Below are 11,816 nucleotides of genomic sequence, written 5' to 3' on the forward strand. Positions count from 1 at the left end.
GTTGTAATCCCCGTGACAGTTACATATTATGATTCTAAAGTATTCATAACTATACCTATAAGTTCAGGGATTGCGCCATGTTGAATCGTTTACAAGAATCAGACATTAAATTGCTAAGGGTTTTTTATGCGGTAGCCAGTTGTAACGGATTTACTGCTGCAGAACCTGTATTAAGAATGCAGCGTCCGAATATTAGTGCTGCAATCAAAAAGCTCGAAGAACGTTTAGATTTGGTACTGTGTCATCGCGGCCGTGGTGGTTTTCAGATGACCAAAGAAGGTGAGGTGGTTTTCCAGGAAACAAAGCGCATCTTTAATGCTTTCGATAACTTCGTCTTTAACCTTAAATCCCTTCACGACGACTATTCTGGTCATGTCACACTGGTTATGATGGCGGGTCTGCCACTCTCTATGCACCTGGCTGTCAGTAAAGCAGTGAAAAGTACGATGAAGAAGTTCGACGACATTCACGTAAACATTCAGACCCGTCTTTACAACGAGGTAGAGCATGTTGCGCTGTCTGGTGAATGCCACCTGGTTATTTCTACTTACGATATGGTGAAACCTGAGTCTGTTACCTTCCATCCTGTGGGCGTTAACTGTACTGGACGTTTGTACTGCTCACCAACGCATTCGCTGGCAAAATACCGCGATGTTTCGTTACCGGAAGATATCAAGATTAGCGATTATCCTGCGATAGGTATTTCTGGTTTGTCTTCGGCGAACTATATCGAAGATGATCAACGTTTGGCGATTCAGACTTTTTCTGATTCATTTGAAGCGGCGTTGTCAGCCATTATGACCGGCGAGTACATTGGTTTGCTGCCAGATTATATTGCCAAAGAGCAGGGCGCTAGTTTAGGTCTTGTGCCAATTGCGAAGGGTAGCTTGTTCAATTTCGAACACGAACTGTTCGTAATGAACGGCAAAAACACTCGTCTCAATCCGGTTCTGCGTCATTGTATTAAAGAGCTCGGTTATTTTATTTCTGAAAGTCAGAAGTAAAAATCGCAAATTAATAAAAAAGCGGGAAGTGTTATCACTTCCCGCTTTTTTTTGTTGTTAGGACAAGCTAGCTTATCCGATGGGATGCGCTAAAGCCCGCGCAGCGCCTAGTCTGCTTTCAAGGTTAACAATGCGCTGCTGGTTTTTGCTTTTAGGTGCTGACTGCTGTTTAGCAGGAAAAGCCTGCTGGCTTTGATATCAGCTTCATTTGCAAGAAACACCTTCACGGCTTTCGCCCGTTCTGCCGCCAACGCAAATAAATCTCCGTCAGTTATTACTACCTGGTTTCTCAGTTGATTGTACATGGCGATGTGCAAAGCGCGGGTCACTTCATTTTCTTCGGGCGGGGTGTCTTTCTCTTGCTGGAGTTGTGCGCGAAGGGTTTCACGCTCGGTTTCCACTGTATGCCCAGTGCGTTCACTAAACAATTGCGCTACCGCTTGCGCCAGTGGTCCTTCAAGAGGTATTTCGCTGGCAGAAAAGTTGTCAGGCAAGCTTTCTAGGCCTGCTGTTTTCATCAAATCACTGTTCAGACGATCGATTTTCATCTGCCTGGTATCATTCACTTCGTTCACCGTGCCTTCAATGCTTAAGCGAAGTCCGGGTCGCTGTCTCAGAGCATCTGCCAGGGTTTTTAGTTTCTCAGTTGCGGCGGTATTTACGGTGACGCTACCGGCAGAGAAGTCGACTTCGTTGAGTTCATCTTCATCACTTCCGACAAGGTTAGCCAGGAATGAAAAGGGGGCGGTTACCGCTTTTTTGATGATGTTCCCCAGTGCATTGAAAATGATCGAACCGAAGCTAAACGCGGGGTTATCCAAATCACCAGAGACTTCCAGGCCCAAATCAATCACACCATCGCTATCTTGAAGTAGCGCGACGGCAAGGCCAAGGGGAAGACTCAACGCCTGCTCGGAATCACTTTTTCGACCTAACGTGAGCTGATCAATAACCAGATGGTTATCGCCCTCTAGCTGGTTATTTAGAAGCTTGTATTCAACATCCAGCGACAACAGACCGGCATCAATGTAGTAACCCATGTAGGTACCGGCGTAAGGGTTTACTGAGGTCAGTTCAGCACCACTTACAGAGAAATTAAGATCAAGGAAGATATCTTCCAACAGCGGGTTCAGTGCGCCTTTCAACGATACCGGGGCGTAATTATCGATCTTGCCTTCAATATCGACTTTGGCCGCGGTGCCAGAGCGGGAATATAAGTCGGAAATCGATCCATTTAAAGATTCAATACCAGAAGCAAAGCGGGGAGTGAGAGAGTTATCTGCAAAATAGGCACTGCCATTTTGGATGTCGATACTGTTTATTTTTACTAGCAGCGGCGTGGTTTTATCTACGACGGCTTCACTTTGCGCTTGTTCTACTTGCTCACTGGTCGCGGACTCTGCTGCGTTCGTGTCGGTACTGTCACTTTTGATAATTGCCCCTATATTAGTGCGGCGCTGTTCATCAATTAGCAGTTTACCGTAGGGCGCTGTGAGCGCGATATTATCCACAAGCAGTTCGTTATCGTCGCTGCTATAACGAATGCCAGATACTTGCATGTCCTGCCATTTAAGTAAGGGTTCAAAATGCAGGCCGTCCAGAATGTCCAGTGACGTAATGCCCGCACTACCGTCAAACAGAATACTGCCTTCCTTACTCGCTTTAAAATGCCCCTGAGCCGTTGCAGCACCTTCCGTTAAAGACACATTGGCGTATGGTGCGATGTAAGGCTGAAATTGACTCAGGTTAAGGTTTTCAAGTGAAAAATCACCGTTGAAGCTGAGGGTATTGATATCTGCCTCGCCCGATGTTGAAAGGGTACCGGCATGGTCTTGCGGCACGCCATCTGGATCACCGGCAATACCAAACCCAATTTCGTACTTTATGGGTTGACTGAAATCAGACTGTATTGCCCCCGTCATCACATCGAGCTGACTGACTCGCCAATTTACTGACTCCGCAATGTGTTTTTCTGCAAGTTGAATATTACCGTCGCGGAGAGAAAAAGCGTTCAGTGTAACGAGCCAATCATTGGCGGAAGTATCAGGCGCTGAGGTAGAGGAACTTTGTGATGTTGCGCTAGGCGATGTGGCGTTTTTTAAGCGAGGCGTAAATATAGCAACTAAATCTACATTACCTTCGTTATAAACCCCGTTTACTGTAGGGCGCGCGACTGTTAATGATTCAATATCGACCCGAGTACTGGCCGTGTCCATGGCCAGCCCTTTCAAAGCAATTTCATCGACGGTGACTCTTTCTTTTTCACTGTCTGATAGTGCCAGTTGAGATAAGGTCAGGTTACCATTTCCTGCTTTCAAATTGATGCCATCGGCTGTTTCGGCAAGACGGTACTGTACATTGAAATTTAATCGTCCACTGCTGAGTCTGGCCTCAATAATGTCTTCAGATAGCGGCCACAAAGGCGGCAGGTTGATATTGTTTAGCCTGATTTGTCCGGCAACTTCGAGTGGTGCCAACTGGAACAAACCATCGAAATGAAACTTACCCCCATCGTCGGATTCAATATCTAACCGGTAACGATTTTTCAGTGCGTTTTGTTCAACTTTCTCAGGTTGCAACGAAATGGTGGAGTGCGTATCGAGGTTAGCGAGGTCCAGATTTAAATCAGGATACGACAAGGTTGCACCGGTAACCTTATCGGCTAATTCAATATGTCCCTTTTGAAGATGAAACGCGTCCAATCGAATATGTGGAACAGCGGTTTGCTGGGATGCTTGCTGCTCTGGCTCGCGGTTTTTTGCCAGGTGGTCGAGGATGTCAGAGAAATTAAAGCGAGTATCTTCTCCCTCATCCAAGCGTTCAACTTTTGAATAGGGCGCTATCAGGAAAACATGTTCAACGGTTGGCGTAAACGACGTGAGGGTACGCCAAAACCCAATATCTGCTTCTAATAGGTCGAACTTAACAAAGGTATCATCGCTCCTGTCTTCGGCAATAACAAAGCCCGACACTCGGGCCCGTAATAAAAAGGGATTAATGCCAATTTTATCGATACTGACCTGCCTTCCCAATGTTTCAGATAACGACGACGGCAGTTGAGATTGTAAGACGAGTGGTGTGATAGCCCCCACCAACAGTGCATAAAGCAGGTAGGCGAGTATCAGATAAGTGCTAAACCGAAGCCAACGAGGAAAGCGGGAAAATGCGGTAGTCAGATTTTTCAGAGCCATGATAACGAGATTGCCAGGTTAAGGAGATTGCGGGACTCATAGGCAGCCCCGCAGAATGCGTTAAAGATTGCTAACTAATTTATCCAGACCACTGCGGAATAAAGTTTGGGTCTGTTGGCCTTCTTCTGATTGTAAATATGTGCTTATTTGACTGACAAAACTGCTGATCATTTCTGGCGTCAGCCCCAGTGCTTCAAATTGATTTTTAAGATCGTTAATCGACTTCATCGAACCACTGTATTCGGAAGCTTTATTTAACAATCCGGACAAAGAAGAAGATTTACCAGACGTTGAGCCTTCAGTGGTTGTCTCAGGTACCATGCTCATTAAGCTGTCCAGGCCCGGTAAGCTGTCAGACAATGACGAGAAATCACCGGAAGATAAATTTCCCTTAACATAGTTAAACACAGACGCAATACCACCTTGCGACTGTGCTTCCGTAACGCCCAGGTTTTCTGAAACGCTGCTAACCAGCCCCATAATATCTGTACCTTGTAAATCCATTAGCGCAGACGTGGTCGCAGTGGATTCGGCGGGTTTCTTACTATTCAGTAAACCGGACAATGTTTGTTGATTCACACCCGCATAGGCGTGCGATGACATCACCAGTGATACGGTAATAGCGGCGATTGATAATGCTTTCATACATTACTCCTGTTAATGATTAGGCTTCGTATGCCAGCGGGTCAGTAGCCTGATTTTCACGGAATGCTTCAAGACGCTCCTGACAAGCACCACATTTTCCGCAGGCTTTTTCCCTGCCGTTATAGCAAGTCCAGGTTTTTCCGTAATCCAGTCCCATCTGCAAACCCGCCGTAAGAATAGCGGTTTTGCTTACCTTGAGGTAAGGCGTCACAATTTCAACGGCCTCGTAGTTAGCAATAGCGCATACATCATTCATTTTTTCAACGAATTCGGGACGACAGTCCGGATAAATGGCATGATCGCCTGAGTGGGCACCGTAATATACCTTGGTAGCTTCTTCACTTACTGCGTAGCCTACAGCCAGTGAAAGCAGGATCATATTACGATTGGGCACTACGGTGGTCTTCATTGATGGCTCTTCATAATGACCTTCTGGTACATCAATGTCGTCGGTTAATGCAGAGCCACCGACCAAAGCGTTAATCGCTGAAATATCAACGATTTTGTGTGGCACGTTTAATTCGTCACAAACACGGGCTGCATAATCAAGCTCCTTTTTATGACGTTGTCCGTAATTGAATGACAGCGCATACGGTTTTTTCCCATCGGCAAGGGCTTTATGCAGCACGGTAAATGAATCCATGCCGCCGGAATAGATAACAATGACTTTTTCAGACATAAGTTTCGTTTTTTTCGCGAAAAGATGCCTGAATTCTATTTGATTCTTGGTAAAATCCCAACCTGAATACACCACAGGACCACCACATTGCCGCAAACTCAGCTAAAAATTAATGAAATGTTTGAAACCATCCAAGGCGAAGGGGTGCAAACCGGTGTGCCGTCTATCTTTGTCCGCCTTCAGGGATGCCCTGTGGGATGCCCATGGTGTGACACTAAACACACCTGGACCCTGGACGACGCATTTCTAACTTCTGCCGATGCGGTGTTAGACAAAACACAGGAAAGTGAAGCGTTCTTCGCCTGCACTGACGACGCGCTATTGGAAATATTTGCGCAGCGCGGCTATAACGCACGCCATGTTGTGATCACTGGCGGTGAGCCCTGTATGTACGACTTAACCTCGGTGACATCACTGCTGCATGCGCGCGGCTTCACCACGCAAATTGAAACAAGCGGTACCTTCGAGGTGCTTTGCCATGAGGATACCTGGGTAACGGTGTCGCCCAAAGTCGATATGAAAGGCGGCATGAAGATTCTGACTAGCGCATTGCAACGGGCTAACGAAATTAAACATCCGGTGGCCATGCAAAAGCATGTGGATGAGTTAGATGCACTGTTGGCGCGTTTAGGTGACGCGCAACCGGCGCACGTTTGTTTGCAACCCATTAGTCAGCAGCAACGTGCAACCGATTTGGCGATTGCGACTTGTATTGCTAGAAACTGGCGTTTATCGTTACAAACACACAAATACATCGGTATCGAGTAAAGGGAAGGATGTCGCTTATGCGCAAGTGGTTCGCAGTCTCACTGCTGTTATTAAGCATTAATGCGCAGGCCGCGTTATGGTCTATTACCTATCCTCGACCTATAGACGACAAAGATTTACGTACCGAATATCCACTGGCGTTGTTAACCCTGGCGCTGGAAAAGACCGGTGTGAAGTACAGTTTGTTGCCCTCCGACCGTATCATGCTGCAGGGGAAGGCGCTTCGCCAGTTGCGTGAAAATCGCGAAGTGAATGTGGTTTGGAGCATGACTGACAGTCAGCGAGAAAAAGATCTTCTCCCAATTCGTATTCCATTGGCCAAAGGGTTAATTGGCTGGCGTGTATTCCTCATCAACGACATGAGCGAGGCACGATTTACCAAAGAGATGAGCAAAAATGATTTGCTCAAACTGGTACCTATTTCAGGTGAAGAATGGCCAGATACCAAAATTTTGCAGGCAAACGGCTTTAATGTTTTTACCGTTCCGTCTTATGGTAATGCGGCTGAAGTGCTCGAAACCCACAAGGCTGATTTTTTTCCTCGATCGGTAATGGAAGTGCTTAATGAGCTGAATGCCGATACCATGCCCTCGGATATCATGTTAGAGAAAAACGTCGCGATGTATTACCCCACGGCGCTGTATTTTTTCGTTAATAAAGGTAATACAACACTGGCGAGGCTAATTGAGACAGGCCTTAAAATGGCCATTGAAGATGGTTCCTTTGATGCCTTGTTTATGTCGACGTATGAAGATGCGTTAAAGCAACTGGATTTGTCGAATCGCAACACCATCGTGCTCGACAACACCTTGTTACCTGAACAAACCCCGCTGCAGGACGCTTCGCTTTGGTACAAGGCGTCTCTCGAAAACCAGGAGAATCCCTGAGAGCTCGGTCACTTATTCTTTTAATTGGTATATTGCTAATACGAAAAAGCCCGGTCAATGACCGGGCTTTGTATTTCTAGTTGTGCAACTTAGTGACTTTTGCCAGAGTGCACGTCTTTCATAGAGCGACCTGATGGGTCAGCGTTGTTCTTGAAGCTTTCATCCCACTCAAGGGCTTCAGCCGTTGAGCAGGCAATGGATTTACCGCCAGGTACACAACGCGCAGCACTTTCTTGCGGGAAGTAGCCTTCAAAGATAGTGCGGTAGTAATACCCTTCTTTCGTATCAGGCGTGTTCACCGGGAAGCGGAATTCTGACGTAGCCAGTTGCTGATCAGACACTTCGGTTTCTACGAAGTCACGGATAGAGTCGATCCAGGAATAACCTACACCGTCACCGAACTGCTCTTTTTGACGCCACAGCACTTCAGCTGGCAGCGTTTTGCCATCGTCGAAGGCTTTACGCAGGATCCATTTTTCCATGCGGCCATCCACACACATTTTATCTTGTGGGTTCAGGCGCATTGCTACGTCCATGAAGTTCTTGTCGAGGAACGGTACGCGGGCTTCCACACCCCAGGCGCTGGTGGCTTTGTTCGCACGGGCACAGTCGAACATGTGCAGGCGATCCAGTTTACGCACTGTTTCTTCGTGCAGTTCTTTGGCGTTTGGCGCTTTGTGGAAATACAGGTAGCCACCGAATATTTCGTCAGAACCTTCACCAGACAGAACCATTTTGATACCCATGGCCTTGATCTTACGGGTCATCAGGTACATTGGCGTCGCGGCACGAATAGTCGTGGTATCGTAAGTTTCCAGATGATAAATAACGTCACGAATGGCATCCAAACCTTCCTGAATAGTGAAGTGGATTTCGTGGTGAACAGTACCAATCATGTCAGCTACTTGTTTCGCTGCTTTTAAGTCTGGTGCACCTTCAAGGCCAACGGCAAAGCTGTGCAGACGAGGCCACCAGGCATCAGACTTGTCTTCGTCTTCAACACGCTTAGCAACGTATTGGGCGGCAACGGCAGAAACCAGAGAGGAATCCAGACCACCAGACAGCAGTACTGCGTAAGGTACGTCAGACATCATGTGCGACTTAACGGCTTTCTCGAAAGCCACTTTCAGGTCGTCCAGGTTAGTCTCGTTGTCTTTAACGGCGTCGTAGCTCATCCAGTCGCGCTTGTAGTACTTAGTCAGCTCGCCGGTTTTGCTCCACAGGTAGTGGCCCGGAGGGAATTCACTGATAGTTTTACAAATTGGCGCCAGTGCCTTCATTTCTGAGGCAACATAGAAGTTGCCATGTTCATCGTAACCGGTGTACAGCGGAATAATACCGATGTGGTCACGGGCAATCAGGTAAGCATCCTGTGCTTCATCGTAGAGGATAAAAGCAAACATACCTTCCAGTTCATCAATGAACTCAACACCTTTTTGCTCATAAAGAGGAAGAATAACTTCACAGTCCGAACGGGTCTTGAAGTCGTAAGGTGTTGCCAAATTCTGGGCAAGCTGTTTGTGGTTATAGATCTCACCGTTAACGGCCAGGATCTTATTATTATCCTGGCTGATGAGCGGCTGAGCACCAGTGTCTACATCGACGATGGCCAACCGTTCATGGCACAGGATGGTATTGTCATTATTCCAGATACCCGACCAGTCAGGGCCGCGATGACGCAGCAACTTTGTATAATCTAGCGCTTGGGTTCTGAGTTCAGACACGTCGGTCTTGATATCAAGGATACCGAAAATACCACACATAAAACGGGTTCTCTCTTGTCACTTGTTGAAAATAGGATTGTTTTTTCTGTCGGGTCGCTTAATCGCGGCCGCGGGTGAGACTTTATTGTTTTTGAAGGGTGCAAACTCCGCGTTTGTTGAATGTGCCAGTATGAGAAAAAAAAGCAAGGATTAACTTAACGGAATCGCAAATAAAGTGACGATTTTGCCATATAGGGCGGGGGAAACAGGGGAATCATGAGGCAGAATGCAAAAACGGGCCACCTTCACGATGACCCGTTTTCGTTAAACCTTAATGCGGTTTAAGGACGTTGAAATTCGCTAGTGGCATTCCACTGCGGCCAACTGTCAGCGTTGGCAACGTCATAGCCCACTTCAAACAGCAACTGGGTGTCCTGGGCAATGCCGGATAAATCCCATTCTTTACGAAACTCGTCACAAACCTGATGGTAGCAACCTTTAACAATGACATTCATGCGCTTTTTGTAATCGGCAGTGGCCGCATCCCAGGGTTCGCTACCGCCTTTAGCGTAAAGTGCCGGTACGCCTTTCTTCGCGAAGCTAAAGTGATCTGAGCGGTAGTAGTAACCGCCAGCAGGGTGTTCTTCCTGGGTAAGGTATCGGCCCTGGCGCACTGCTGCTTTTTCCAGATAGCTTTCCATTTCAGATTTGCCCATACCCACCACGCTCACGTTTTTGGTTTTACCCAATACGTTCATGGCATCCATGTTGATATTCGCAACGGTTTTATCGAGGGGAATAATTGGGTGGTCAGCATAATATTTTGAGCCCAGAAGTCCTTGCTCTTCCGCAGTGACAATGAGGAACGTCACGGAACGCGCTGGACGCGGAGACAGCTTGCTGAACGCATGTGCCATGGCAACAGCAGCGGCTGAACCGGTGGCATTGTCATGAGCACCGTTGTAAATTTGGTCGCCTTTCAGGCTTTCATCTTTACCCAGGTGATCCCAATGTGCCGTATAAATCACGTGCTCGTCGGGCTTTTCAGTGCCGGGCAGGGTAGCAATCACATTATTACTTACCGATTTCTGGAAGGTATTTTTCACCGTTACTGACGCCGTTAAGCCAAGGTCTTGATGATAAGGCCCGCTCAGTGCGGCTTTTTTCTGTTCGTCAAAATCGAGTCCCGCATCAGCAAAGACTTTCTTTGCTGCGTCCAATGTCAGCCAGCCTTCAACAGCCACACGGCTTGCGCCACCGTCTTTGGTAACCAGGCCATACTGCGGGCCGCTCCAACTGTTTGCTACCACAGACCAGCCATAAGAGGCGGGGGCAGTCTCGTGAACAATAATGGCACCCGCCGCACCCTGGCGACTGGCTTCTTCGAATTTGTAGCTCCAACGACCGTAATAGGTCATGGTGGTGCCCTGGAATTTGCCGGAATCAGGATTTTCAAAACCCGGATCATTTACCAGAATCACCACGGTTTTGCCTTTTACATCAAGGCCTTCGTAGTCGTTCCAGTCGTATTCTGGTGCATTTACACCGTAACCCACGAAAACCAGTTCAGAATCTTTCAGCTCTACCAGCGATTGTTCGCGTTTAGAGCCAGCCACCATGTCTTGTTTATACGCAAAGGCATTGTCGCCGATGGTCATAGTCATGTCTGCATCAGCAGTAATTTCCATCAGGTCAACGGGCTGTAGATAGCTGTTACCGTTACCAGGCTGGAAGCCAGCTTCTTTAAATTGGCCAACTAAGTAATCCAGGGTTTTCTTTTCTCCTGGGGTCGTAGGTAAGCGACCTTCAAACTCGTCGGAAGAAAGGGTTTTCAGCGGGCCGACAATTTCATCGGCAGTAATGCCGGCGTAAACCTGCTCGAAGGTTGATGTGGCTTCTGCTTTCGCTTCTGTAACCGGCGGTTGATCACTGCTACAAGCCGTGAGGCCCACTGTTGACAAGCCCACCATCGTTGGAACCATGAACGGCAAAAGAATTTTTTTCATTGTTAGTCTCTGTTTGCTCTACAATAACCATCCAGTATAGAGAAACCCGCCAGGCTAACCAATACATCATTTATGAATTCCACCGCAGTCTCATGGTCATCTGCCATAAATCATCCCGAGCTTGTCAGCCCTATTAAGCAATTGCTTTGTGAAACAGGTCTAACAGAAATTGCCGTTTTCCCTCAGCCAGATACACTGATGGCAGTAACAAACCACTGGCATAACGGCAATTGGTCGGGGCCGGAGTTTAAGGGCCAATCGACGTTTAGTGATGATGATGGTCGTTACTACGAGGAAATTATCTTTCAGGATAACGTGGTGCCAACCCGGGAGTCTAACTGGCATGACTTTTTTAATGCATTAATTTGGATACAATTTCCGCGTACTAAAGGATTGTTGAATCGAATGCATGTGGAAGACATTGCTGCGCATGGGGTTCATCCTCGCACACCATCGCGCAATCGTATTACCCATTTTGATGAATGTGGAGTAGTGCTTGCGGTACCAGAACGTTTGCAAGCACAAGGGCGTGAACTGGTGTATGCGCTTGCTCATCATAACTGGATTGAAGTTATGCTGGAGAAACAGGCAAGCTGGGGCGACGTGTTTTACCCATTTATTTTCGGCCACGCGAATTTAGAAATGTTACTTGAACCCTTTATCGGACTTACGGGGAAATGGCTGGCGGTGACTGTACCTGATGATTTCAATCAGATGTCTTTTCAACAGCAATGTCACGCCGTGGACACGGCGCTGTTTCAACGATTCACTCACGCAGATATTTTTTCTGCGAAAGGGCACTTACACCCATTACCGTTATTAGGTGTGCCGGGCTGGTACTCGCCGCAGAACCTAACGTTTTATCAAAATACCGATTATTTTAGGCCTCTTAATAAACAAAAAACGGTCGGGGAATTACTTCCCTGACCGCTG

The 11,816-nt window shown here is 47.3% G+C and carries 9 protein-coding genes; 4 read left to right on the forward strand and 5 right to left on the reverse strand.

Features of this window, described 5'->3' with window-relative positions; translation table 11 throughout:
- Window positions 1-77: 77 nt before the first annotated feature.
- Entirely contained in the window at window positions 78-1,004 is a 927-nt protein-coding gene (locus ACXAFQ_RS02275) for a LysR family transcriptional regulator (protein ID WP_474817958.1), read from the forward strand.
- A 107-nt stretch (window positions 1,005-1,111) separates the two neighbouring features.
- Here ACXAFQ_RS02275 and ACXAFQ_RS02280 read toward each other — a convergent pair whose 3' ends face one another.
- From ACXAFQ_RS02280 to queC, 3 genes are read right to left on the reverse strand one after another with little or no spacing between them, the layout of a single operon-like run.
- Window positions 1,112-4,195, reverse strand: a complete 3,084-nt coding sequence (locus ACXAFQ_RS02280; RefSeq protein ID WP_474817959.1) for a DUF748 domain-containing protein — start codon at window positions 4,193-4,195, stop codon at window positions 1,112-1,114.
- Window positions 4,196-4,255: 60 nt separating this feature from the next.
- On the reverse strand, window positions 4,256-4,840 hold the full coding sequence (locus tag ACXAFQ_RS02285; protein ID WP_474817960.1) for a DUF2780 domain-containing protein: 585 nt from the start codon (window positions 4,838-4,840) through the stop codon (window positions 4,256-4,258).
- Window positions 4,841-4,859: 19 nt separating this feature from the next.
- Window positions 4,860-5,519: a 7-cyano-7-deazaguanine synthase QueC gene (queC, locus tag ACXAFQ_RS02290; protein WP_474817961.1), complete on the reverse strand. Its 660-nt coding sequence runs from the start codon at window positions 5,517-5,519 to the stop codon at window positions 4,860-4,862.
- 117 nt (window positions 5,520-5,636) lie between these two features.
- Here queC and queE point away from each other — a divergent pair, with 117 nt between their 5' ends.
- Entirely contained in the window at window positions 5,637-6,287 is a 651-nt protein-coding gene (gene queE / locus ACXAFQ_RS02295) for a 7-carboxy-7-deazaguanine synthase QueE (RefSeq protein WP_474817962.1), read from the forward strand.
- Between the two features lie 17 nt (window positions 6,288-6,304).
- Entirely contained in the window at window positions 6,305-7,174 is an 870-nt protein-coding gene (locus ACXAFQ_RS02300) for a type 2 periplasmic-binding domain-containing protein (RefSeq protein WP_474817963.1), read from the forward strand.
- An 89-nt stretch (window positions 7,175-7,263) separates the two neighbouring features.
- Here the strand turns inward: ACXAFQ_RS02300 and asnB are convergent, their stop codons facing one another.
- Both asnB and ACXAFQ_RS02310 read right to left on the reverse strand, forming a co-directional pair.
- A complete protein-coding gene (gene asnB, locus ACXAFQ_RS02305) occupies window positions 7,264-8,937 on the reverse strand; it encodes an asparagine synthase B (RefSeq protein ID WP_474817964.1) in 1,674 nt (557 codons plus the stop codon).
- 281 nt (window positions 8,938-9,218) lie between these two features.
- Complete coding sequence (locus tag ACXAFQ_RS02310) at window positions 9,219-10,883, reverse strand: M28 family metallopeptidase (RefSeq protein ID WP_474817965.1); 1,665 nt, start codon at window positions 10,881-10,883, stop codon at window positions 9,219-9,221.
- Between the two features lie 198 nt (window positions 10,884-11,081).
- Between ACXAFQ_RS02310 and ACXAFQ_RS02315 the strand changes: the two genes are divergently transcribed.
- Window positions 11,082-11,810, forward strand: a complete 729-nt coding sequence (locus tag ACXAFQ_RS02315; RefSeq protein WP_474817966.1) for a DUF3025 domain-containing protein — start codon at window positions 11,082-11,084, stop codon at window positions 11,808-11,810.
- Window positions 11,811-11,816 lie beyond the last annotated feature (6 nt).

Source organism: Alteromonas sp. ABH2_165, assembly GCF_056159945.1.